The organism is Fimbriimonas sp. LA-C6 (assembly GCF_055398105.1).
Genome location: NZ_AP038796.1, coordinates 1,280,509 through 1,303,773 on the forward strand (window position 1 = coordinate 1,280,509; position 23,265 = coordinate 1,303,773).

Annotated in this window: 26 protein-coding genes; 15 read left to right on the forward strand and 11 right to left on the reverse strand. The window is 54.1% G+C overall.

Features of this window, described 5'->3' with window-relative positions; translation table 11 throughout:
• Positions 1 to 177: 177 nt before the first annotated feature.
• Positions 178 to 1,068, forward strand: a complete 891-nt coding sequence (locus tag ACZ51B_RS05980; RefSeq protein ID WP_464296324.1) for a hypothetical protein — start codon at positions 178 to 180, stop codon at positions 1,066 to 1,068.
• Positions 1,069 to 1,160: 92 nt separating this feature from the next.
• Here ACZ51B_RS05980 and uvrC read toward each other — a convergent pair whose 3' ends face one another.
• On the reverse strand, positions 1,161 to 3,083 hold the full coding sequence (uvrC, locus tag ACZ51B_RS05985) for an excinuclease ABC subunit UvrC (RefSeq protein ID WP_464296325.1): 1,923 nt from the start codon (positions 3,081 to 3,083) through the stop codon (positions 1,161 to 1,163).
• Between the two features lie 79 nt (positions 3,084 to 3,162).
• Positions 3,163 to 4,086, reverse strand: coding sequence for a carbohydrate kinase family protein (locus tag ACZ51B_RS05990; protein ID WP_464296326.1), 924 nt, complete (start codon positions 4,084 to 4,086; stop codon positions 3,163 to 3,165).
• Between the two features lie 50 nt (positions 4,087 to 4,136).
• Between ACZ51B_RS05990 and ACZ51B_RS05995 the strand changes: the two genes are divergently transcribed.
• The gene (locus tag ACZ51B_RS05995) at positions 4,137 to 4,511 is read left to right on the forward strand and encodes a hypothetical protein (RefSeq protein WP_464296327.1); all 375 of its coding nucleotides are present in this window, start codon (positions 4,137 to 4,139) and stop codon (positions 4,509 to 4,511) included.
• Entirely contained in the window at positions 4,508 to 5,092 is a 585-nt protein-coding gene (locus ACZ51B_RS06000) for a hypothetical protein (RefSeq protein ID WP_464296328.1), read from the forward strand. Before ACZ51B_RS05995 ends, ACZ51B_RS06000 begins: the two co-directional genes overlap by 4 nt.
• 22 nt (positions 5,093 to 5,114) lie before the next feature.
• Here ACZ51B_RS06000 and purE read toward each other — a convergent pair whose 3' ends face one another.
• Genes purE through ACZ51B_RS06015 form a run of 3 tightly spaced genes read right to left on the reverse strand, consistent with a single transcriptional unit; the run spans position 5,115 to position 7,797 of the window.
• Complete coding sequence (gene purE, locus ACZ51B_RS06005; RefSeq protein ID WP_464296329.1) at positions 5,115 to 5,600, reverse strand: 5-(carboxyamino)imidazole ribonucleotide mutase; 486 nt, start codon at positions 5,598 to 5,600, stop codon at positions 5,115 to 5,117.
• 48 nt (positions 5,601 to 5,648) lie between these two features.
• On the reverse strand, positions 5,649 to 6,893 hold the full coding sequence (locus ACZ51B_RS06010; RefSeq protein ID WP_464296330.1) for a 3-deoxy-D-manno-octulosonic acid transferase: 1,245 nt from the start codon (positions 6,891 to 6,893) through the stop codon (positions 5,649 to 5,651).
• A 10-nt stretch (positions 6,894 to 6,903) separates the two neighbouring features.
• On the reverse strand, positions 6,904 to 7,797 hold the full coding sequence (locus ACZ51B_RS06015) for a phosphoribosylaminoimidazolesuccinocarboxamide synthase (protein ID WP_464296331.1): 894 nt from the start codon (positions 7,795 to 7,797) through the stop codon (positions 6,904 to 6,906).
• 66 nt (positions 7,798 to 7,863) lie between these two features.
• On the opposite strand from ACZ51B_RS06015, the gene argB reads away from it, so the two are divergent.
• The gene (gene argB / locus ACZ51B_RS06020; protein ID WP_464296332.1) at positions 7,864 to 8,715 is read left to right on the forward strand and encodes an acetylglutamate kinase; all 852 of its coding nucleotides are present in this window, start codon (positions 7,864 to 7,866) and stop codon (positions 8,713 to 8,715) included.
• A 1-nt stretch (position 8,716) separates the two neighbouring features.
• On the opposite strand, the gene ACZ51B_RS06025 is transcribed toward argB, so the two are convergent.
• On the reverse strand, positions 8,717 to 9,421 hold the full coding sequence (locus ACZ51B_RS06025) for a metallophosphoesterase (RefSeq protein ID WP_464296333.1): 705 nt from the start codon (positions 9,419 to 9,421) through the stop codon (positions 8,717 to 8,719).
• A gap of 103 nt (positions 9,422 to 9,524) precedes the next feature.
• Here ACZ51B_RS06025 and ACZ51B_RS06030 point away from each other — a divergent pair, with 103 nt between their 5' ends.
• On the forward strand, positions 9,525 to 9,806 hold the full coding sequence (locus tag ACZ51B_RS06030; protein ID WP_464296334.1) for a YHS domain-containing protein: 282 nt from the start codon (positions 9,525 to 9,527) through the stop codon (positions 9,804 to 9,806).
• Positions 9,807 to 9,872: 66 nt separating this feature from the next.
• Here ACZ51B_RS06030 and ACZ51B_RS06035 read toward each other — a convergent pair whose 3' ends face one another.
• Positions 9,873 to 10,118: a preprotein translocase subunit SecG gene (locus ACZ51B_RS06035; protein WP_464296335.1), complete on the reverse strand. Its 246-nt coding sequence runs from the start codon at positions 10,116 to 10,118 to the stop codon at positions 9,873 to 9,875.
• A gap of 69 nt (positions 10,119 to 10,187) precedes the next feature.
• Entirely contained in the window at positions 10,188 to 11,300 is a 1,113-nt protein-coding gene (locus ACZ51B_RS06040) for a DUF1385 domain-containing protein (protein WP_464296336.1), read from the reverse strand.
• A 100-nt stretch (positions 11,301 to 11,400) separates the two neighbouring features.
• Between ACZ51B_RS06040 and pfkA the strand changes: the two genes are divergently transcribed.
• From pfkA to ACZ51B_RS06060, 4 genes are read left to right on the forward strand one after another with little or no spacing between them, the layout of a single operon-like run.
• Positions 11,401 to 12,363, forward strand: coding sequence for a 6-phosphofructokinase (pfkA, locus tag ACZ51B_RS06045; protein WP_464296337.1), 963 nt, complete (start codon positions 11,401 to 11,403; stop codon positions 12,361 to 12,363).
• A 36-nt stretch (positions 12,364 to 12,399) separates the two neighbouring features.
• Positions 12,400 to 13,335, forward strand: a complete 936-nt coding sequence (locus tag ACZ51B_RS06050) for a 1-phosphofructokinase family hexose kinase (protein ID WP_464296338.1) — start codon at positions 12,400 to 12,402, stop codon at positions 13,333 to 13,335.
• Positions 13,336 to 13,358: 23 nt separating this feature from the next.
• Positions 13,359 to 15,047 (forward strand): glycosyltransferase family 4 protein, encoded by a 1,689-nt coding sequence (locus tag ACZ51B_RS06055; RefSeq protein WP_464296339.1) that lies wholly within the window; start codon positions 13,359 to 13,361, stop codon positions 15,045 to 15,047.
• 50 nt (positions 15,048 to 15,097) lie between these two features.
• Positions 15,098 to 15,685: an outer membrane beta-barrel protein gene (locus ACZ51B_RS06060; RefSeq protein ID WP_464296340.1), complete on the forward strand. Its 588-nt coding sequence runs from the start codon at positions 15,098 to 15,100 to the stop codon at positions 15,683 to 15,685.
• Between the two features lie 39 nt (positions 15,686 to 15,724).
• On the opposite strand, the gene ACZ51B_RS06065 is transcribed toward ACZ51B_RS06060, so the two are convergent.
• Positions 15,725 to 16,426: a tetratricopeptide repeat protein gene (locus tag ACZ51B_RS06065; RefSeq protein WP_464296341.1), complete on the reverse strand. Its 702-nt coding sequence runs from the start codon at positions 16,424 to 16,426 to the stop codon at positions 15,725 to 15,727.
• 130 nt (positions 16,427 to 16,556) lie between these two features.
• Between ACZ51B_RS06065 and efp the strand changes: the two genes are divergently transcribed.
• Genes efp through ACZ51B_RS06080 form a run of 3 tightly spaced genes read left to right on the forward strand, consistent with a single transcriptional unit; the run spans position 16,557 to position 19,252 of the window.
• A complete protein-coding gene (gene efp, locus ACZ51B_RS06070) occupies positions 16,557 to 17,126 on the forward strand; it encodes an elongation factor P (RefSeq protein ID WP_464296342.1) in 570 nt (189 codons plus the stop codon).
• 4 nt (positions 17,127 to 17,130) lie between these two features.
• Positions 17,131 to 18,195, forward strand: coding sequence for an NADH-quinone oxidoreductase subunit J (locus ACZ51B_RS06075; RefSeq protein ID WP_464296343.1), 1,065 nt, complete (start codon positions 17,131 to 17,133; stop codon positions 18,193 to 18,195).
• Position 18,196: 1 nt separating this feature from the next.
• Complete coding sequence (locus ACZ51B_RS06080) at positions 18,197 to 19,252, forward strand: RNA 3'-terminal phosphate cyclase (RefSeq protein ID WP_464296344.1); 1,056 nt, start codon at positions 18,197 to 18,199, stop codon at positions 19,250 to 19,252.
• A gap of 22 nt (positions 19,253 to 19,274) precedes the next feature.
• Here ACZ51B_RS06080 and ACZ51B_RS06085 read toward each other — a convergent pair whose 3' ends face one another.
• Both ACZ51B_RS06085 and ACZ51B_RS06090 read right to left on the reverse strand, forming a co-directional pair.
• On the reverse strand, positions 19,275 to 19,484 hold the full coding sequence (locus ACZ51B_RS06085; RefSeq protein ID WP_464296345.1) for a hypothetical protein: 210 nt from the start codon (positions 19,482 to 19,484) through the stop codon (positions 19,275 to 19,277).
• Positions 19,481 to 20,431, reverse strand: a complete 951-nt coding sequence (locus ACZ51B_RS06090) for a prepilin-type N-terminal cleavage/methylation domain-containing protein (protein ID WP_464296346.1) — start codon at positions 20,429 to 20,431, stop codon at positions 19,481 to 19,483. The genes ACZ51B_RS06085 and ACZ51B_RS06090 overlap by 4 nt, the downstream gene beginning before the upstream one ends.
• Before the next feature lie 228 nt (positions 20,432 to 20,659).
• Between ACZ51B_RS06090 and ACZ51B_RS06095 the strand changes: the two genes are divergently transcribed.
• From ACZ51B_RS06095 to ACZ51B_RS06105, 3 genes are read left to right on the forward strand one after another with little or no spacing between them, the layout of a single operon-like run.
• Positions 20,660 to 21,922 carry a TIGR03790 family protein gene (locus ACZ51B_RS06095; RefSeq protein WP_464296347.1) on the forward strand — a complete coding sequence of 421 codons (1,263 nt, stop codon included), beginning with the start codon at positions 20,660 to 20,662 and terminating at the stop codon, positions 21,920 to 21,922.
• 35 nt (positions 21,923 to 21,957) lie between these two features.
• Entirely contained in the window at positions 21,958 to 22,287 is a 330-nt protein-coding gene (locus tag ACZ51B_RS06100; RefSeq protein WP_464296348.1) for a cyclic-di-AMP receptor, read from the forward strand.
• Entirely contained in the window at positions 22,262 to 23,242 is a 981-nt protein-coding gene (locus tag ACZ51B_RS06105) for a hypothetical protein (protein ID WP_464296349.1), read from the forward strand. Before ACZ51B_RS06100 ends, ACZ51B_RS06105 begins: the two co-directional genes overlap by 26 nt.
• The last annotated feature ends 23 nt before the right edge of the window (positions 23,243 to 23,265 follow it).

Below are 23,265 nucleotides of genomic sequence, written 5' to 3' on the forward strand. Positions count from 1 at the left end.
CTCCACTCTCATCAGCGGGGAACCTCTAAAGCCATTAGAAACTCTCAGAAAAGTGGCTCGTCAGAATGACGAGTCGGTATGGAGCTTCTAGCTTGTTCTTTCTAATGTTGCCTCACGCTCTGATATGTCACATAGACGGCGACCCATTTTGAAGTCCGCCCGTATATCGGACAAACCATGATCACTATCGTTTCATTACTAGCTGCATCCGCAATCAGTTCAGGGCTGCGCCACCTTCGGTTGGTATCCGTCTGGACCCTCCCATATCATATTGGAGTGCGCTACCTTGAGCCAATCTCAGAGAAGGTTGCCATTACCGAACACGGGATGCTCTCACTAACCGATGGGAGCATTTCCGCCACAAACAACCCCGCGACACAACAACTCCCTGGAACGCACCGCATTCTGGATGACTGGAAGATGAATGCCTTCTTCGACACGCCACATCGCAAGCTAGCTTTCAACTACAAAGCTCCAAACGGCTACGGCGAAGTCGTCGAGATGCTTCCAGGAACCAAAACAGTGACCCGATCACTGACGCTAAGACACTCTTTCATGAGCAATGTATGGGTGACTGGCGACTCCAAAGGGGAGTTTTGGGCAATCGGCAGGTTTATCGAAGGCAGCGGGCGAATGACAAATTTTCAAGATCTCATCATTCCGCCCCTCAGGATTTCCCCATTGCAATTTATCACCTACTCCGACATCTCTCGTCCAACCCAAGGAGTGCTTGGTGTCCAACTGCCGAAAGGAAAGACCTATGAAACGGTTCAGCATCTCAAGAACACCCCTACTTCGCCATTGGCACTGGGAGATCCGCTCACAGGCAAGGTCAAGTGGTCAAATGCGAACTTCTCCGGTGGCCGCTGGCTTGGGAAGAACTACGTTCTTACTTCGAGCCCAAGAGCTATTTTGGATGGAGAAACCGGAAAGCGGCTTGAAGTTGACGTGTCAAGTCTCAACTCATTTGGAGACGAGTTTACGATTGGCGGGAGCTTCATCATCGCGTATGGCGACGACAAAAACGGTAAGCAAGGCACCTTCTGTTTCGAACTGAGAGAAGACTAAGACCGGCATAGACTTACGTTAAATAGTATGGAATCGCGCATGAGGACGGCATCCTGAAGCAAGGATGTTGCTCGGGACCTACTTCCACGCCCCTACCCCTCAGCCAAATACTCTTTGATCTTCTCGCCAAGAGTCTTCGTCATCGTCGGAACCGCCGCAATCTCATCAGCGCTCGCCCGACGAATTCCCTCAAGCGAACCAAACGTCCGCAAAAGAAGCTTCTTCCGCCGTGGACCCACACCTGGAATCTCCTCCAGAGCAGAAGCTCCCATCCGCTTGTCGCGTATCTTCCGGTGATAAGTAATCGCAAACCGGTGAGCCTCATCACGAAGCTTCCTCAGCAGCATCAACCCGGGTGAGTTCAAAGGCAGCTCAATCTCTCGATACCCATAAGACTTCGGCGCTGGCCGGGCAAAGGAGTACTCCTCGGTCCTCGCCACCGTCGTGACAGGCTCCCCTCCATCAATACCGTCGATAGGCAAATAGATAAGCTCGTGCCGCTTCGCCAGACCAATCATCGGCACAGTCATCCCCAACTCATCCCGCGCTTTCAGAGCCGCCGAAAGCTGCCCCTTGCCGCCATCGATCATAAACAGATCAGGCAGCTTTTGGAACTTCTCATCGCCATCCAGGTACGACCTCAGCCGACGCGTGATCACCTCATGCATCATCGCAAAGTCATTAGGACTCTCAGGGTGATACCGAATCTTAAAGCGACGATACTCCGCCTTGGCAGCCTCAGCATTCTCCGTAACAACCATCGACCCAACCGGCGACGTCCCCTGAATATTCGAGATGTCGTACCCTTCCACACGCATCGGAAGGTTAGGCAGACCCAGCGCCTCTTGCAACTGAGTCATCGCCTCCTCAGCCCAATCCTCCTTCATCTGGAGCTCAGTCGCAAACTGATTCAACGCCTGCTCCGCATTCGCAGCAGCCATATCCATCAACCGAGACTTCTCACCCGTCTGCGGCACCTCCACAGTCACCGCACTTCCCTTCCTCTGCCGAAGCCAAGACTGAACAATCTGCCGCTCCTCTATCTCCACCGGCAGCAGAATCTCGCGAGGAACCTCAGGAGCATCCATGTAATACTGCTTCACAAACTCCTGAACCGCCTCCTGGGGCGGAGCATCCGCAGCACCATCCAAGATGTACTGCCTCTGCCCAATCAACTTGCCACCACGGATGTACAGCATCTGGATAGCCGCCCCGCGGTCATCCTTCACAACCGCAATCACGTCCTGATCCACGGTGTCGCCCACAATCACCCGTTGCCGCTGCAGCAGCGTCTCAATCGCCTGGATCTGGTCGCGAATATTGGCAGCCTTCTCAAAATTCAACTCCTCCGCAGCAGCCAACATATCCGCGCGAAGGTCATCCAAAATGGTCTCCTCTTTCCCGCTGAGGAACCGCTCCACCTGGTCAATCACCTTCGCGTACTCGTTCCTATCGCTCAGCCCCGCGCAAGGCCCAAGACACCGACCGAGATGATAATAAAGACAAGGCCGCTGCTCATCCCGCCCACTCCAACTCTTGCCACAAGGAATCAGCGGAAAGATCTTATGCAACAACTGCAACGTGTCCCGAACAGCATAGGAGTTGGTGTACGGCCCGAAATATTTCCCGCCCTCCTTCTGCACCCGACGCGTAAACAAAACCCTCGGATACTTCTCCTTCGTAATCACGATGTACGGATACGATTTGTCATCACGCATCCGCACGTTAAACGGAGGCCGATGCTGCTTGATGAGGTTGCACTCCAATACAAGCGCCTCAACCTCGGTCGTCACCACAATCCACTCAATATCCCGAATCTTGGAGACTAACCGAGCAATCCGCGCACCGTGCTTCGTCGAAGTCTGAAAGTAACTCCGAACCCGGTTCTTCAAAGAAATCGCTTTGCCTACATAAAGGACATTCGCCTCAGCATCCTTGTAAATATAGCAACCGGGCTCTGCGGGCAGAAGCTTCAGCTTCTCTTCAACAATCTCAGGCAGTCCCTTCTTTGGCATCTTCGCTTCTAATTATGAATTCCGTGGCCGTCACGCTCGAATGACCAACACCACAACTAATCTACGTCAGGACCACCGATTACGGCCCATACTGCCGCGCCACATGGTCGTTCTCTGCAATATGGGTCACGATCTCCTCAACAGAAGGCACATAAGTCGTCGCGCCCAACCCCTTGCACTTCAGACAACCCGCAGCCGCAGCAAACTTCAGACACTCCTCAATAGGCCACCCACTATCCAAACCGTGCAACATCCCCGCACGAAACATGTCCCCAGCCCCCGTCGTATCAACCACCTCAGGCGCAGGAAAAGGAGGATAGGCCCGCACAGGATGTGTAGGAGACCCCGCAACAAACCCGTTTGGCCCATCACTCAAAATCGAGAAGCAACCATGCTTCGCCACCAAATCTTTAACCCAAGCGACGTTCTTCTGAGTGTTATTCCGATGCCCAGCCCAGTCCGTACTCCCCTGCCAAAACGAACCCGAAGCAATCGGCTCATCCGGCCAGAGGAAGTCCATCAAATAAATCTTCATCCCTCTCTCGTGTGCCATTCGCGCCACCGTTTCAGAGAGTTCCGTCATATTAGGCTCAGCCGTGAACCAAGCTCCAGACTCAAACGGAATGCGATCAAGTTGCAAACCATGACCAGCATCCTTAAACCCACGCCCAAACATGGTCCGCTCCCCATCCGGAGTCACATACACATCACAAACAGGCGCCGCATTGAAAGGCACCGCATGAACATCGATGTCTAACTCCACATAAGGAAGCTCTTTCTCCGCAACGAGCTTCGACAAGATCGCTCCGTCGTCATCATCACCCAACCGATTTCCAGTCAAGCGCACATCATGCTTCCAAAACGTCAAAGCCGTAGCCGTGTTCGCTGCCTCTCCACCCAACATCACATGCTCATCAATCACCTCCGCATAGCCCCCTAACTGAGGAAGCTTCTCCACGCGTCGGAGTCGATCAATGCAAATCGTGCCAAACACTAAAACCACGGTGCAAGCAGAATACCGAGCCGAGCCCCTCAAAGCGGTACGATTGAGTTGTGTTCATGATTCAAGCCGGATTGTCGTTCCTCATATGGATCGGCTACGGTGTGCTACAAGTCCGAAGAGGCAGAGCACTCCTGCAAACAGTCAAAGACCTCAGTCGTAAACAACGACTGATCGGCGCACCACTGCTGCTCATCGGCGGTCTGTGCCTGCTGTTTCTGTGCCTGCTACTCATCGACCAACTGCAAGGGTTTGTTCCAGGCTCAATGAAGCCCTGGGCATGGATCGTGATCACCCTAGTCGGCCTGGTTTTTGTACACGCACAAACCTACGCAACAGCCATGCTTGCGGTGCTAGCAAGAGAATCAGCAGTAACCCCAAGCACGTCCCCGTCGTCCACTCAAGAGGAGTCCCAAGAAAGTCTATGAAGCCGATTCTGTTAAGTCTGATCTTCGCCACATGCCTGGTAGGTTCATCCTCCGCTCAAACCGTCACCGAAAACGGTGCCAAAAGCGACGAAATCCTACGCAAAATGCGTCAGCTAGACGCAATGGTGCAGATCATCCCGCTCGCACTCACCAAAGAGCAGGTCAAAGACATCCTTCCAGCCATCGAAAAGGCTCGCCAGAAGGAACTCGAAATTCGAAAACTTGAAGATGGAGATCTGGCAAAACTAGATGCCAAACTCACCGCCGCAATCGCTGCTGCAGTCGAAAAAGGCGCCTACCCACCACGGGAACTCCAACTAGAGACTTTTCGACTCACCAGAGCACTCGGCATCCGACGCCAAGTAGCCCTAAACGAAATGACGGACTTGGTGTTCGATGCCGTCAAGAAATCACTGAACGCTGGCCAGAAAAAGGTGATGGAGAACTCCCTCAAACCCGAGCTAGTCGATCCAAGCATCAAAGTAGACAAAATGTCTTCCGACGAAAAAATCCGGTTCTACATCAAGCGAATCCTGTTAGAAGAGGCCGCATACGAACTCCTCGTAAAGATGAGCAAGTAAAAACCCGTCAGCTGGGCGATAACTATTCGCCCAGCGTGTTATTCATCTCAGCCACAATCATCCGCATCTCTTCCGCGTACGCTTCCAGCTTAGCCGCCAACTCCGCATCATGAACCGCCAGGATTCGAGCTGCTAACAGCCCCGCATTGAAGCCGCCACCAATCGAAACAGTAGCCACAGGCACGCCCGCAGGCATCTGGGCAATCGAATACAACGAATCAACGCCCCCCAGCGCACGTGTGTGAACCGGCACACCCACCACCGGCAGCGTCGTCAGCGAAGCCACCATCCCAGGAAGGTGAGCAGCCCCACCAGCGCCAGCGATAATCACTTTCAAACCGCGCGCCGCAGCTGACTTTGCATACGAAACCATCCCTTCCGGAGTACGGTGCGCACTGACCACGCGAATCTCAAAAGGAATGTTGAACCTCTCAAGAGCATCGCCAGCGGCCCTCATGGTATCGAGGTCGCTCTTGCTGCCCATAATAATTCCGACATCTAGGTTCATGGCTGGTAATTTTACTCGTTCAAAAACACTTAAGCGATACGTGTCAAGTTAGGAAAAGATAAATTTAGTAATTCTCTCGCTTGCACCGGCATTCTCGCTCACCAGCTGAATCGCCGCCGCCCCCATACTTTCCCGAAGCTCGGAATACTCTATTAAATTTAGGATTGTTTTAGCAAGTGTTTCGGCACTATCACATTGAATTGATGCTTTAGCATTCAAAGCCATCGTCACCACATCTCGAAAATTCTGCATGTGAGGACCATGCAAAACCGGTTTCCCATGCGCAAGAGGCTGAATGATATTCTGCCCACCCAAGTTCGAAAACCCACCACCAATGATCACAATATCGGCCAGAGCATAAACACGAGAAAGCTCGCCATACGTGTCCAAGATCATATAAGGCCCGATCTGTTTCTCCGAACGAAGCGCAACACCACCGGTCTTCTCCTTCACCAATCGAGTCAACTCAGGAACCCGCTCAAGGTGCCGAGGAGCATGAATCACATTAAGCCGATCAAATCCAACCAGCCCCAAAGCCTCCAGCACTAACTGCTCCTCGCTCTCTCCTCGGGTTGAACCTATTACTATAGTTATCTTCCCACCATCCAGATGGAAGCTCTCAGAGAACTCAGAACTAACTGCGGTGATTCCCTCTAATGCTTGATCAAATTTACAATTACCTAAAGCGGTAACGCGCTTAGCCCCAAGAGAAGCAATCCGCTCCGCATCGACCTCGGTCTGCATCAAGCAGTGGTTCACAAATCGAAACAGAGCACCATAGAAAAACTTTAGATGCCTGGAAAGACGAAAATTCTTATCCGAGATGCGACCATTGACCAAATAGGTTCTCGCATCAAACACTTGAGACGCCCACAGAAAATTCATCCAAAGCTCCGTCTCAAACACCATCACCACATCAGGCCTCACACGCTGAAGCGCCGACAGTTGGAAACGAGCCACATCCATGGGCATGTAAACCAGGTGATCAAACAACCCCTCAGGCCCGTTGCGAGCAGTCTGGTGCCCGCTGCTCGTGGTCACACTCACCACGATCTCATAGTTAGGAGCAATCTTCCGAATCTCCCTCAGCACCGGCTGGGCAGCCACAAACTCCCCAACCGAAACCGTATGAACCCAAACGCGAGGCCGATCAGTCTTCTTGGGAACGCTCGCGTAATTGCCAAACCGCTCAGCCCAAACCGGCTTCTCCTTCCGCTTCCATACCCGCCAAACCATCCAAGGCACCCAAACAGGTGCCAGCAAAGTAAGCAGGATGTTATAGAGAAGCCACATAGTTTAGGACTCAGGCGTCGAGCGGTCTACCCACAACGCGCTCATAAGCTTCCAAATACTTCTGTCGCGTCCGCTGAATCACATCTTCAGGCAAAACCGGCCCAGGCGGCATCTTGTTCCAACCGCTCGACTCCAAAAAGTCACGAACAAACTGCTTGTCATAACTCGGCTGAGACTGCCCCGGCGAATAAGCAGAAGCCTCCCAATATCGAGACGAGTCAGGCGTCAAAGCCTCGTCAATCCAAATAATCCCGTCCTTCGTCTCACCAAACTCAAACTTGGTATCAGCCAACACAAGCCCAACCGTCGCCGCATGCTCAACCGCACGTGAATAGAGCTTAAGAGTCCAATCCCTCACCAGCTCAGCCGTCTCCTTACCCACCAAGTCCACAGCGCGGGCAAAAGAGATGTTCTCATCATGCCCCTCTTCAGCTTTGGTCGCAGGAGTAAAAATCGGCTCCGCAAGCTTAGAAGACTCCACCAGCCCCTCTGCCAACTCCAGACCATGCACGCCACTTCCCTGCGCGCGATACTCTTTCAAAAGCGATCCAGAAATATATCCGCGAGCAACACATTCAATAGGAAGCGGCTTCGCCTTCTTCCCAACCGTCGTGCGCCCAGCAAGCTCAGGCTGAGGCTGCTTGCACCGTTTCTGGACTTCGGCATCATCCACCGTAATCACGTGGTTCGGACAAACGTCGGCAAGCTTCTCAAACCAGAAGTAGCTCATCTGGTTCAAAATGCGCCCCTTATCAGGCACACCGTTCGCCATAACAACGTCAAATGCGGAAATGCGGTCGGTGGCTACGATGAGTAGCTCATCACCTAAATCGTACACTTCTCGCACCTTTCCAACACGTGCGGGCGGCAATCCGAGAAGAGCCGTATGCAAAAGCTCTGGCATAAACAGAGTATGACGCGAATCGAATCTCAGAGCCAGCCCTAGACGAATTCAGGTAAACCAGTGTCAATGCTCGACCCCCAACTGCAGGCAGACGTTCTCAACCAAGCCTTGCCCTACATCCAGTCCTTCCGTGGCCAAACCTTCGTGGTGAAATACGGCGGCAGCGCCATGCGCAACCCCGGTCTCATGGAAGGCGTCATCCGCAACGTACTCTTGCTCCAGTTGGTAGGCATCCACCCCATCCTCGTCCACGGTGGCGGACCAGAAATCGACGGCTGGCTCCAAAAACTCGGCATGGAAAAAAAGACCCTCAACGGCCTACGCGTCACCGATGACGAAACCATGGACGTCGTAGAAATGGCGCTCGCCGGAAGAGCCAACAAAGCCCTCGTAGCCGAAGTCCAAAAAGCCGGCGGACAAGCCATTGGCCTCTCAGGACGAGACGCAGACCTCCTCGTAGCCGAACAAATCTCCGAAGAACTCGGCAGAGTCGGCGATATCACCAGCGTCAACCCAGGCATCCTCAAAGTCGCCTCAGAAGCCGGATACATCCCCGTCGTCTGTAGCGTCGCCACCGATGCCAACCACCAGCCGCTCAACGTCAACGCTGACAGCGCAGCTAGCTCCATCGCCGCAGCCATAGGTGCCAGCAAACTCGTCCTCCTCACCGACACCAACGGCGTCCTGAGCGACAAAGACAACCCCAACAGCACCATCTCCCGACTCACAAGAGAGCAGGCCCACAGCATGCTCGACTCCGGAAGAGCAGACCGAGGAATGATCCCCAAACTAGAAGGGGCCATCCACGCGCTGGAAAACGGCGTCCAAAGCGTCCATCTCATCAACGGCGGCGCAGCCAACGCACTGCTGGTCGAGGTTTTTACGGACACGGGCATCGGTACGATGCTCGTTCCCTAACCTATCTCAAGGGATGAAGACCACCCGTCAAAGTGGTCCCATCCCACTCATACAACCCAGCAAATCGGTTGTGCGATCCACCCTGGCAAATCCAACTACCACCCACTTTCTCAGGCGACTCCAAGATCGTATGAGAGTGCCCGCCCAAAATAATATCCACCACACCCATCTCGGCCAGCTGGACATCCGCCCGATGCCCAATGTGGGTCAAAGCAATCACTAAGTCCACCTGCGGCCGAAGCTCCTCGGCAAGACCGCAAGCCACCGGCACCGGCTGATCCCAAAGATACGCAGAAATCGCCTTGGTCTTCATCCGCTCCGTAACCATAGGCACCATCACCGCCAAAATCCCAACGCGAATCCCCTGCGACTCATGAATCAGAGTACGCGGCAACGGATAAGTCCCATCCTTAAGATGCAGGTTCCCACACAAAATGGGATGCGTCGCACCAGCCAACTTAGACTCAAACACCGGAGCCAAAAAGTGACTCTCCCGATTTCCAGGAACACTGGCAGTACAGTCCAGTTGAGACAACAAAGGCCACACAGCCTCCGGCCGCACAGGGATCCCCACATTCCCCGTCTTAACCGCATCCCCACAGTCAAAGTACACGTCAGCCTCCCGCCGAAGCGCCTTCAACTGCTGAAAACGCTCCTCAGTCAGAGTTCCATGCATGTCGTTTGTTTGCAGGATTTTAAGTCTCATCTTTCCCGATAGTGAAGCAAGCCACTTTTTTCTTCGTATACTAGCAGTGTTGCCGATAATTGGATTTCAATCCGATTCGTCGGATATTTCAAGGTAATCAAAAATGAAGAAGTTCTCAATGATCGTATTGGCTGCAATGGCAGTCTGTTCGTTCGCTGCAGCTCAGGCCAAGAAGCCAGCCGCAGCTCCAAAGACCATCGCTTGCGCAGTGATGCCAGACCACAAGCTGGACATCGCCAAAGCAACCAAAGACAAGATGTTCGCCGACTACAAGGGCAACCGATACTACTTCTGCTGCGCTGGCTGCCCAGACGCGTTCAAGAAGAACCCAGCCAAGTACGCAAAGGCTCCTCACCTCCCAACTCCAAAAGCAAAGAAGAAGTAAAAACCCTTCAAGCCAAACAGAAAGAAGGCGTGTTGCAAGCAACACGCCTTCTTTCTGTTTCAGCCCTTACTTAGTCTTGGTAAGGTGCGCGCTGATGATGTCGACCACGAGCATAATGCCCATGAACGAGATGCCCAAATAAAGGGTGACTCGAGACATGATGTCGTCGAAGTTCGCTTTGCCTTTGTAGGTCGTTCGGATCGATCCGCCGCCAGACATTGCGTCGCCCTTGCCAGTGATCAACACGAGCAACGAGAAAACGATGGCAACGATGATGCCGATACCAATGAGAATGTTGTAAATAACGTTCAAGACAAACCTCGGACACTACAAGATACCATCTCTACACCACTCGCTCGGTCGTTAGTCCCCCAAATCGGCTCACGAAATCGGCAGATTCCAGTGAAAGAGCCGATCCAGCAACCAGATGATCCCCAACATCAAGCTCGATCCCGCAACCACATGCAACAAACCGCTATTCCAAATCCGCACCGGAATACTCACCACCGAATGCTCCGCCTGCGCATAACGCATCAATAGATCCTCACCCGAGCGAATTCCACCCTCAAGCTGCTTCTGAGTCGGCTTCTTGGTCGTCACATACCGCTGCATAAACGATCCAAGCGACTTCCAACAAAACAGCGTCACCACCGCCCCGAGCATGCACCGAGCACCAAAGTCGCTGATAACACTCTCCGCAGAAGCAATTCCCAAGAACAGACCCGCAGCAGCAGCAAGATTCGTCCCGCAACGAGGGTGAACCAATGGCATCCGACTCACAACGCTCGGAACAAGCTCCTCCTCCCGCTCAATCGCGTGAACCACCTGATGCTCCGCACCATGGGTCCCCGAGAGAGGCACTAGCCTCATCAACAGCAAAAAGACCCCAACCGACAAAACGTTCCCAACAAAGGTGCTCACCGACACGGAAACGTGGTGCTGCTCCATCCAGTCCATCGCCAAAGTCGCCACAACCGTGCCAAACGCGAGCATCGTAAACATAACCGCCCCCGTAGCCAAAAGCGCCCACTTGGAAACTCCACCAGAAATATTCCCAGTCGTGAGATAAACCCCAAAAGGAGTGGCCATCCCACCCACCATCGGCGGCCTCGGCAAATCCAACTTCCTGGGCCACAGATCCGAAGGCGATACAACCCCTAAAACATAGCCGTCGTTGTCCGTAACAACCAACACATCGCCATCCTGAGTGCGGCGCAAAGCCTCAGCACCACTCTCATAAGGCCGAATAGTTGGGAAATCCGTTAAGGCATACTGTCCCGCAGCTACATTTGAGTCCACGTCGTCCAATAATGCAACTGCGACTACCGACTCAGTAATGACACCCACCAGCTTCCGTTCGTGAACCACCGGCAGCACAGGCAGCCCGTTCTCTCGGAACATGGCAATGGCCCGCGAAAGCGAGTCTCCATCGTCCACCATCAGGGTCGGCCGGAGGAAGATACCAACGGGTGAAGAGAGATTATGAGGGGGCATATGTCCTTCGATTGATCGATTCGTCCAAGACCGTATTCTACACAGGTGTTGGGTTCGTCATAATGAGCCGGGCATTGTCGCCTAAAGAGGACCGAAAGCTTTGAAGAGAATCGGAGTTATTACTAGCGGAGGCGACGCTCCGGGAATGAACGCAGCACTAAGAGCTGTGGTTCGCGCTGCATTGGGAAGAGGCGTGAACGTTGTTGGCTTCTATCATGGATATGAAGGAGTCATCAATGATGAAAGCAAAGCCCTCGACTCCCTCGCAGTAGGCGGGATTATCGATCGTGGAGGCACCATCCTCCGAACCGCACGAAGCAAAACCTTCATGACACTTGAAGGACGCCAAACGGCCCTAGAAGTTCTGCGCAAAAACGAGTGCGAAGGTCTAGTCGTCATCGGCGGAGACGGATCCCTCACCGGAGCCCTCAAACTTCACGAAGAGTTTGACTTCCCCGTCATGGGCGTCCCAGGCTCCATCGACAACGATATCAGCGGAACCGACTTCTCAGTCGGCTTCGATACCGCCGTCAACACCGCAGTCGAAGCCATCGACCGAGTCCGAGACACCGCCTATAGCCACGAACGCGTCTTCGTCATCGAAGTCATGGGACGAAGAAACGGCTTCATCGCCCTCGAAGCAGGCATCGCAGGCGGCGCAGAAGCAGTTCTGCTACCCGAAGTTCCCTACAGCCTCCTCCAAATCTGCGAAAGCCTCAACGAACAGGCCCAAAAAGGCAAGCGAAGCTCCATCATCATCGTCGCCGAAGGTGCAGCAAGAGCAAGCGACATCCGCGACTTCATCCAAAAGAACACAGGCTTCGACACCCGCGCAGTCGTCCTCGGACACATGCAACGCGGCGGAAGCCCAACAGCATTCGACAGAGTTCTAGCCCTTCGCCTAGGAGCACTCGCAGCCAACAGACTCATCAGCGGCTTCCGTGGCGAAATGGTCGGTACAGACGGCGGCAAGCTCGTCAGCCACCCACTCAGCTACGTTCTCAGCACAGAGCGCGATATCGACCCAGAGAAACTACTCCTCGCCGAAGTAATGGCCCAGTAGCCTCTCTGGGCTACCCCCACAGGACCATAATAAAACATGGTTCTCAGCGTTACGCTAAACCCGTGTGTCGATCATGCGTTGTTCCTACACCAGCTAGTTTTCAACGACACAAATCGGGTCACAAGAACCGAGCGTGATGCAGGCGGCAAAGGCGTCAACGTATCCCGTGTGGTCGCAGAACTAGGCGGAGCAACAACCGCAACCGGCTTCCTAGGCGGAGGAGCCGGAGCCTACGTTCAGGCAGTCCTCACCAAACAAGGCGTAACCAACGATTTCGTGCCCGTCGCAGGTGAAACCCGCACCAATTTCAGCGTGGAAGATGACAGCGGCAAACCTCCCACCACCTTTAACGAACGCGGCCCCGAAATCAGCAAGGCAGAATGGGACGCCCTACTCAAAAAATGCTCAGAACTCGCCCACAACGCCAAGTGGGCCACACTAGGCGGCTCACTCCCACCCGGCGTCCCCATCGAAGCATTTGAGATCCTCGGAAAGCTCTTCTCAGAAGCAGGATGCCGCGTCATGCTAGACGCCGATGGAGAAGCACTGCGCCTCGGTCTCAACGCCAAACCCCACTTCGTGAAGCCGAACCACAAAGAGTGCTCCCGCCTCCTCGGCTGCCCCGTCAACACCCTCGAAGAAGCACTATCAGCCTGCGACCATCTTCAAAACTTTCTCGCACCAGGGGGCTTCGCCGTCATCAGCCGAGGTGCCGATGGCGCAGTTCTATTCTCCGAGGACGGACGCTACGTCGGAACCTCACCAAAGATCATCCCGCACAGCACCATAGGCAGTGGCGACTCACTCATCGGAGGCCTCTTGTGGGCACTCGAAGACGGCCTTTCCCTACCCGATGCCTTCCAATGGGGCCTAGCCGCAGGAGCAGCAACCGCACTCACCGACGGCAGCGAAATAGCAAGACGCCCCGTGATTGAGCACCTCTTGCCAGAAGCAACAGTCGTCCGCGTATAGCCCAGGCATGTATAGTCATTTCCGTGCCTGGTTTAGTAGTTAGCGTCGTTCTTCAACAGTTAGAGCAAATCGATTCCGTCGAAGGCGGCGTCGATGTCCATGGTGCCAATCTCGGCATCTCACATGTCCTCAAAAAGCTCATTGCAGATCCGCGACTCGAAGCCATCGAATTCTACCTCCCCCCAGTCGAGTACCAACGAAGAGAACTCATGGGCCAGATCGCAGGCCGCGTTCTGCCCGTACACCTCCGAGGCAAAGGCGTCCTTCGCTTCTATCCCATCCACGCCCTCCCAGAGGTCTGGCAAGATCCAACCCCAAGAATCCTGCTCACAGTCGATGTAGCCCTCATGGCAAGAGACCGCTACCTACGAGACCGGTTCGCCACCGGCCCCACCCCAATCTGGGCCATGACCCACGGCATGGGACACCTCCCAATCTACGAAGTCCTACACCGCGTCGCACATCAAGCCCGAGTCCCCTACGACGCAATCGGCTGCCTCAGCAACGCCTGCCGCGACCACATTCGAGCGACCTTCAACGGCTACATAAGCCCCGCTGGTGCCCCCGAACCCTTCAAGCTCGAATTCTTCCCCAACACAGTCGATACAGAGCAGTTCCGCCCCGCCACCCAAGAGCGACAAACAGACGCCCGACGCCTCCTCCGTTTACCCACCGAAGGAACCATCACACTCTACTTAGGCCGCCTCACACCCAACACCAAAGCCGACCTAATGCCCCTCGTCCGCCAGTTTGCAGCCGTAGCCGGACCCACAGATCATCTCGTCCTCGCCGGATTCGAAAACTCACCCGGATACCTGGCAAGACTCAAACAGGAAGCCGACACATGCGGAGTCGGCGATCGCTTCCTAGCAATCAACAAAGTAGAACCCTGGTCCCGCTCACTCTACTACGCAGCCGCAGACATCTTCGCATGCCCCAGCGACAACGTCCAGGAGTGCATGAACAACACAATCCTAGAGGCCATGTCAGCCGGTCTACCCGTCATCACCACCGACTGGGACGGAATGCGAGACATGGTCATCGAAGGCGAAACCGGCTACTTCATCGAAACCGCCTGGATGCCGGGCCTCAACAGAATCGATGAAATGAGTCCCGCAGTGCCCTTCACCGCAAACTTCCTCCTTCTAGCCCAAAACGTCTGGACCAACAACGATCAGCTCCGTGAACGCCTCCAAGCCCTCCTCCAGTCCCCCCAGCTACGAAAGCAACTAGGCACCGCAGGCAGAGAGCGCATCCTCAAAGTGTTCACATGGGACATCGCGTCAAATCTCCTTTTCGGGTACTGGCAGGACATGCTTCGCGAAGCACAAACGGAAACAACGGAGCAAAGAGACCAAAGAAGACAAGACGCCCAGCAACTTGGCCTACCCATCCCCTTCCAAGAGACTTTCGCAAACTACGCGACCACAAAGGTCAATCCACAGACAGCAAAATTACGGTTAAGTCCGTTCGGCAGCCAGGTCGCCAAGGGCGAAGTGACGCTGCAATTCTACGACGAAACACTCCCACTGATCCGTCCAGACATCATTGACGAACTCTTTGATATATTCAAGAAGAACGGTTTATCCTGGACAAATATGCAAGATCTAGCCACCATGGTCGCTCCCAGAACAGGTTCAAACCAAGATGCAATCCTCTTCCATTTAGGACTATTGGTGAAGCGTGACGTCCTACAAATATGTTTTAATTAGCCCAGGAAGTCGATGAGCTTCCCAACGATCACTCGAGGAGAGAATCTACTTTGAAGAATATCTTACTAACATCAGCAGCGACCATCATGGTCGTCACCTCAGCTCACGCTCAAGAAGCAAAGACACCTTTCACACTGAAAGCCGGTATCAACTACCTCACCACCGGAACATCACGCGATGCGACAAAGGCAACCGGTTTTGATCTCGGAGTCAGCTACCTGCTCCCAGCTGACGCCATCAAGGGCTTCTCATTCGGCAAGTTGTCCGTCGACCTCGACTTCGTACGCAATAGCGGCAACGGCAACAAGATCGAGTCCTTCAACCTCAACCTCGTCGACCGATTCCCATTCTCAAAGGGCGTTAAAGCTGGAGCTCCAACGTTCTATGGCGGTCTCGGCGTAGGCGTTGCATACGGTAAGGTCGATGCAAGCCGACTCGTCTCCGTAGACAACGGAAGCGGCGGAACCACCACTTCCCGACAGTCATTCTCCGACAAGGCCTACCGAATCGGTGGAACAGCCCTCGTCGGTCTCGAATTTGGCGGCCGGTACAACCTCGAAGCTGCCTACAACTTCCGCGGCAAGATCAGCGGAGTCGATACCAGCGCTCTCAGCGTAACCGTCGGTATTCGCTTCTAAGCGCCCCCCTTCGCAAGATGAGCCTGAACCAGTTCAGGCTCACCTTGCCTTCAGCTTTTCAAGCTCCTTCTTCGCCCGATCCGCATACGCAGTGCCCGGGTTCATCGCCAAGACCTTCTCAAAGGCCGCTCTAGCCTTCGAAGTCTCCCCAAGGTTCAAATAAGCGATCCCCAACTCTCCATAAGTCTCCCCCCGAAGATGGATCGACACCTTAGGCATCTTCTGCGGTCCAATAAATTTAACAAAACGCAAACAATCGTCCCGAAGCGTCTCCCAGTTAGCCTTAGGCAACCAGTCCTTCGGAAAATACTGCCCCTGAACATACAACGTCGCCGCACGCATCATGTAGATGTTCGGATCCTTCGGACGAAGCGAAACCGCACGATCCAAAGTAGAACTCGACTGCTTGATCAAAGACCTCGCTTCAGCCTGGTTTCCCTTCGTATAAGCCAATCCAGCCTTGATCGTCTGCCCATTTCCCAACCAAACCAAAGCCCGAGCATCCTTCGGATTTTTCTTCAGCATCCCCTGAATCTCTGTGTACGCTTTCTCAAACGTCGCAAAGTCTCCCTTGAACACACTAAAAAATTTCATCCGATACTCCACGATGAAAGGATCCTCCTGATACAGCCCATCAGGACGATCGTGATAGCCGGCCTTCGGCCACGCAAATTGAGCCTGAGCAACGCTGCTGACAGCCGTCAATAGGGCGAATGTAATGACTCTCTGGATCTTTTGCATTTTTCTTAATATATTTGAGAAATCTTTGTGCAACGCATGAGTGTTTGCAACGTCTTGCCTTACGGTGCTACAAGCGAGAGCGTCTCGCGTGCCACAATGCGAGAAGCTTATAGACTCAGGAGCAACCCGATTGGCAATCGATACAAGTGATTTTAAGAATGGCATGCACTTCTACATGGACAATGACGTCTGGACGATCATTGAATTCCAACACGTAAAGCCCGGAAAAGGCGGTGCATTTGTTAGAACTCGTCTTCGCAAAGTTCGCACGGGACAGGTCATCGAAAAGACCTTCAGATCCGGCGAGCGAGTAGAACCAGCGTTCGTTGAGAAAGTAAAGATGCAATTTCTTTACAGACAAATGAACGATATGATCGTTATGGATCTCGATACATACGAGCAAATTCCAATCCCAGAGAGCAACCTCGGCGACCAAGCCAAGTTCCTCAAAGAAGATATGGAAATCGTAGCGCTCGTAGCAAACGAGGTCACCTTGGGATACGAACTACCCAACTTTGTCGAACTAGAGGTCGTGGAAACAGATCCTGGGCATAAAGGCGACACGGTGAGTAGCGGACAAACCAAACCAGCTAAGCTTGAATCTGGAGCAAGTGTCCAGGTCCCAATCCACATCAATGTCGGCGACACGATCAAAGTGGACACGAGAACCGAGTCCTACCTAGAACGCGTAAAGAAATAACTTCATGAGCAAGTCATACGGAACGAGGGATCTCTCAGAGAGTTTCCAGGATTTTCTTACTGGTGCTGCAAAGCTCCTATTCAGTTTAGGAGCACTTGCTTCCCTCATTTCCGTAGGGATCCTTGTCTTCACATGTTTCAAAGTCGCAGGCCAAGAAACCCTCGCACGCGACGCAATGAACAACGTCGAGCTGTTCAAGAAGGTTCTTGCCTTCGGCGTCACCGGCGTTGCCATTGGCTCCACCTACCTCTTCTGGGGTGAGGAACTCCTCGGAGCAGCGCAACTCCTCATTGCAGGTGCCCTGTACTTCGCTCCGCTCTACGTCCCCATGCTCATGGGAAGCGACAAGAGCCCCAACGAAGCCATCAACTCGGCCCTCTCCGCCATCCAACTCGGCGGACTCATCCTCGGCCTCATCGCGATCGTCGTCCTCGTGGTAGACATCGCCAACAGAGCCAAAAACAGAATTAAAACCGGCGCCAAAGCCGACCAGCTCAAATACGGCAAAGGCATCAAAGAAGAGACCGACAAGCAGAACGTCTTCATGGGCAAATGCTGGCAACTCCCCTACTGCCGCAAGTTCGTCCGAGAGCGCTGCCCCATCTTCCACGCCAAGGTCACCTGCTGGCGCGAACAAACCGGCTGCATGTGCGAAGAAGAAGTCATCCGAAACGCAATGGAGAACAAACCCGTTCCCAAAGATGCACTTCTAGCCGCCAACTACATCCCAAGAAACAACCGCCTCACCGTCGCTCAAAAAAGAGAGCGGTGCAAGAGCTGCGTGATCTACAACGAGCACCAGAAGCACAAATACAAGCTGTTCCTCCCCGTCACCATCTCGTTCTATGTCCTGGTGTACGCAGGGCTCCACGGCCCGCTGGTTGCCCAGGTCGAGAACATCCTCAACAGCGTCAACCGAGTATTCAATAACCTGACCTTCCAAAGAGGTGGCGCAACCGCCACCGCACCCGCATTCTTCGTCGAAGCAATGCTCGCAGGCGTCATCCTCATCGCCCTCACCTACTCGCTCAAACTGCTGGAGTTCCTAGTATTCAAACTCAAGGTTTAAAATGGCATCTGGCGCAGTGATCGTCATCGATGGCTCCCACGGCGAGGGCGGCGGCGCCCTCGTTCGCACAGCAATCGCAATGAGCGCGCTCACCCAGCAGCCGCTCCGAATCATCAACGTACGCGGAGCAACCCGCTACGCTGGCCTAGATCCTGAAGACATCGCGATCATCAAGGCTCTCGCCATCTCCACACAGGCCGAAACCATCGGCGTCGAGATCGGCTCCAAAACCTTCAGCTTCCTCCCCACCAGGCGCGCCAAGGGCATCAACGGCACCCTGGAATCGCCACGGCACAACAACGGCCGAGGCTCCAACGCACTCATCGTCCTCAATACGCTCCTGCCCGTCCTAGCCCTCACAGGCATGTACAGCAGCATCAGCATAGAAGGCGAAACCTACGGCTCCAACAGCCTCTGCTACGACGCCTTCTCCACCCTCACCCTACCCGCGCTCAAGAAAGTCGGCCTCTACGCCTACCCAACACTCATGCAAGCGGGATTCGGAAGAGAATCAGCCGGAATAGTCTCCATGGACATAGAGCCGTGCGCCCTCCATGGAATCGAATGGCTCGACAGAGGCAGGTTCCTAGGAATCCAAGCCACCCTAGTCTGCAGCAACCTCCCCATCTCCCTCCTAGAAAGAGCAGAAGCGCACCTCAAACAACTGGCAAAACACGCCAACATGCCCGTAAACATCGAGCTTCTGTCACCAGACTCCCACGAGCCAGGTTTCTACGTAACACTCTCCGCACACTACGAAAAAGGCTTCGGCGGCTCAACAGCCCTAGGAAGCCGCAGCATCCGCGCAGAATCAGTCATCCAAGGCGCATTCGACGACCTGGTCGACTGGCAACGCACAGAGTCCACCGTAGACCCGTTCCTAGCCGATCAAATGCTGCTCCCCTGCGTCCTAGCAGAGGGCCCCACCACCTTCAAGGTCTCCGTCCTAACCTCAAGGTTCCTCACAACCGTCTGGGTAGTAAAACAATTCACCCCCATCCACATCACGGTCAGAGGCAGCGAAGGCTCCGCAGGCATGGTCTCAATCCACCAATAACCCGCGAAGCCTCCTATCTCAATTACTGACTGTCCGCACGCGCACTAGCAGCGGCTTTCTCTTTAGCAAGTTCGTCACCCTTGCCAGCAGCCTTCATAGCCGCCTCATACTTGTCCTGCGAAAATTCTGCCCGAACCTTCGCCGAGTCCGACTCGGTGACCTCGCCCGCAGAGCACCCAACAACCAAAATCCCAGCAACCAAAGCCAGGATCAAAGCAAGACCAGTTCTCACTGGCTGAGTCCCCACATCGGGTAGTCAAGCTTCGGATTCAGCTTCGTAAATCCAAGGTTGCCCGAGAAGTTGCTGCAATCGTTTCCGAAACTATAAGTGCCGCCTGCAAATATCTCAGCCTTCGTCGGAGTCTTAGCAAGGAATTTCGACGCCTGGTAGAACTTAGCACTACCGTCAGCAAATCCAAGAACAACACCACCCGACGCAATCTTCTGTGGATCAGGTTCGGTACCGCTCGTGCCATTCACACAGTCAATAACAGTCCCCTTCATCATCTTGTATCGCCAATACTCGCGAACTGCCACCGGATAAGCAGTAAGCGATGAGGTGGATGGCTGCGTGTCGTCCGTCATGGTAGGAACCACCGAGGACTGCCCACTCGGGTACTCCATCAAAATCGCCGCCTCAGACACGCTAGGAATTCCAGACTGCGTACCACCCGTGAAAGGCACGCGATTCCCAAAGGCCTTGTTCGGCGTATTGCCTGCGTTCGTATCCAAAGCTCCTGTAAAGCCTAGGTTCAACGCAAACGAACCATAGATTTGTCCATTATTCGTCCAGTTAGTAGAGTCCTTCTGCCGAAGCGGATGCTCGAAGAGAGCCACGTTCTTCGAATAAGGAAACACATACTTCTGCCACGAGAAGTGGTTGACACGGTAATAGAAAGCGCCAGTCGTACATCCCGCTCCAGGATTATTGAACGGCTTGCTATTCAGATCTGGGTTCAAAGAGCTGCCAGGCGCACAGCTGTCTTGTCGAGGATAGGTGTCATCGTTGTCGCCCATATACATCAGCAACCCAAGGCTGATCTGTTTCTGATTGCTAATCGCCGCCGTCTTCTTAGCAGCAACCTTTGCTTGCGCGAAAACAGGAAATAAAATGGCAGCGAGAATCGCAATGATTGCAATTACAACGAGGAGCTCAATAAGGGTGAAGGCTCGTTTCATAAAACTCTCCAAGGGGGATCTAACAGCGATTCCCCAAGCATCACCCATCCTTTATCTACTTAATTAAGTCACTGTTAAATTTATCTAATTTGTTTACATATTCATCCAATTCTTATACTTTATTCAACATATTGCGCATTTCAACACGGCTGAATCGCGTAAATAATCCAACCACTTGACACGCACACATCCCTTCAAAAACCCACCCAGGTAAATTCAAAAAACTCCATGAAGTTGAGATGCCTCCCAGTCGCCGCTCTGATGCTCTTCGCATCGCTTTCACCAGCAATCGAGCCCAATACACCCAAGAAAAGAAGCCCAGATGAAGTGCTCCTGGTCTGCAACACAAACAGCCCCATCTCCAAATCCGTTGCCGCCGACTACGCCAAGAAGAGACACATCCGCAACCGCATCTCAATCCAATGCCAAGACTCCGCTCTCAACACAGCAAACGAAACAATCCCACTAGCGGACTACACCTCAAAAATCGAAAAACCACTCCGCACCTACCTAGCCAAACACCCATCCATCAACTTCATCGTCCTCACAAAAGGTGTCCCCATCCGCATCGCAGGCGCGCCTCTCGGATGCTGCGACGAAGGCAGTAAAGAGCCCGAACTCACACGCGGCCACCCCTCAGTCGACAGCTACCTATCAGCCCTCGACTACAACCTCACTCCCGACGCCGTAAAAATCTCCATCACCGGAAGTGGAGCAACCGGCACCGCATACCGCAACCGCTACTGGAACGCCGCCGAGCCCTTCACCCACGCAAAATTCGGCGGCTACCTCGTCACCCGACTAGACGGCTACACCGAAGCCGACGCCAAAGCCCTCGTAACCCGAGCACTCCAAGCCGAATCGACCCAACCAAAACTCCTCAAAAAAGGCAAAGTCCTGCTCGACGTCCAACCCGCATTCGGTCTCGGCGACAAAGCCAAGCAACCCTGCCCCATCACCGCCACAACCATCCTCCGCGAGTCTGAATACAGCGACTTCAACGCCGACATGCAACACGCAAACGAAGTCCTAACTGCGAGAAAAATCCCAACCGAACTCGACCTATCAGAAACCTTCATCGGCCAAAGATCAGACCTACTCGGATACTTCTCCTGGGGCAGCAACGACGCCAAATACTCCGCCGAAGCCTATCTCTCACTCAAATTCGCACCTGGCTCAATCTCCGACACAGCAGTCTCCACAAGCGCCCGCACTTTCCTCCCCACAGAAGGCGGCCAATCGCTCCTCGCAGACCTCATCGCCCGAGGCCTCACCTGCGGCAAAGGCTACTCCGATGAACCCCTGCTCCAAGCAATCGCCTCACCAACCATCTCTCTAGACCTCTATACAGCCGGATACACCATGGCCGAAAGCCTCTATGCGGCCTCCCACTTCGTCGGCTGGGAAGACATCGTCATCGGCGATCCACTCTGCTGCCCCTACTTCAAGCTCAGAAAGACACCCCCCTCATCGCCCCGTGCGAAACACTAGGGCAATCAACCCAGGGTCACGTATAATGTCCGGTAGTGAAACTCGCCGTCTGCATTGTCCACAACCGAGACAAGAACCGTGTCACCGACGAGCTAGTCAAAGCTGGCTTCAAGTTCACGATCATCGGTTCAACCGGAGGATTCCTACGTGAAGGAAACACCACGTACCTCATCGGTGTTGCCGACGAAGAGCTTTCAACCCTTCAAAAGGTCGTCGAGCAAAACTCGCAAAGCCGAGAACAACTAGTCAATGTCCTCCCCTACGAGACCGCTCCTCCCGGCGCATTCATCCCCAGCCCTGTAAAAGTGCCCGTGGGCGGTGCCGTGATGTTTGTGATGAATGTCGAACAATTCCACCGTTTCTAAACTAAGCCACCTCACCGGTCTCCAAGGCGCTAAAAAACTCGTCCACCGCCTCGCAACCGAAGAGTGTGGAGTCCATGCAGTGCTGTTCTACGGCGCCGCAGGTTCCGGCAAAGAAGTCTTGGCAGAAATCCTAGCCCAGGCATGGCTCTGCCGTAAGCCAGGACCCGAAGGCGCATGCGGCGAATGCCAAGCATGTCTCTCGTTCGAACGAGGCACCTGCGCCGACCTGCTCAACATTCGGCCAGCCCAACCCAGCAACATCATCCGCTTGGGAGCCATCCAATACACAGACAGCCCAAAGGACGCCGAGGACTTCCCCACGCCCCTCATCCCGTTCTTCAGAACCCCACCCCTCATGTCCCGTCACAAGGTCGCATCCCTCACCGATGCCCACCGAATGAACCGAGACTCCTCCAACGCCCTCCTCAAAACCCTAGAAGAGCCACACCCTCACGCAAAGCTCATCCTCACCACAGACAGCGTCGGCAGCGTCCTCCCCACCATCCTCTCCAGGTGCCTAGCAGTAGCCTGCGCAGTCCCCGAACTCGATGAACTCCGAGCAAACTTCCCCGAAGCCACCGAAGAGGACATAAGACTCGCCGAAGGCACCCCCGGCCGCCTCGCACGTCTTCTGGAAAAACCCGACTCCTACCGACTCATCGCACAGTTCGCCAAGTCACTCAAGTCCCGCAAAATCGGCGACGCACTCGTCGTCAGCGAAGAGTTCCGTCAAATCTGCGACAAAGTCGAAGCCGTCCAGAAAAGAGGAGCCAGAACCAGCAACGCTGAGACCCTTTCCCTCCTGGCAACCTTCCTCGCCAGAGAGCCAGGCGTCAACCCAAACTGGCCCCAATTCGTCATCGAAGCACACCGCAAAATTCAGGGCAACGTGTCAGCTGGCCTGGTATTCGATGCACTCTTTGCACAACTATTGGGACTAAGTACCAGGTTGTAATTCGCGGGGAACTGTTTAACCGC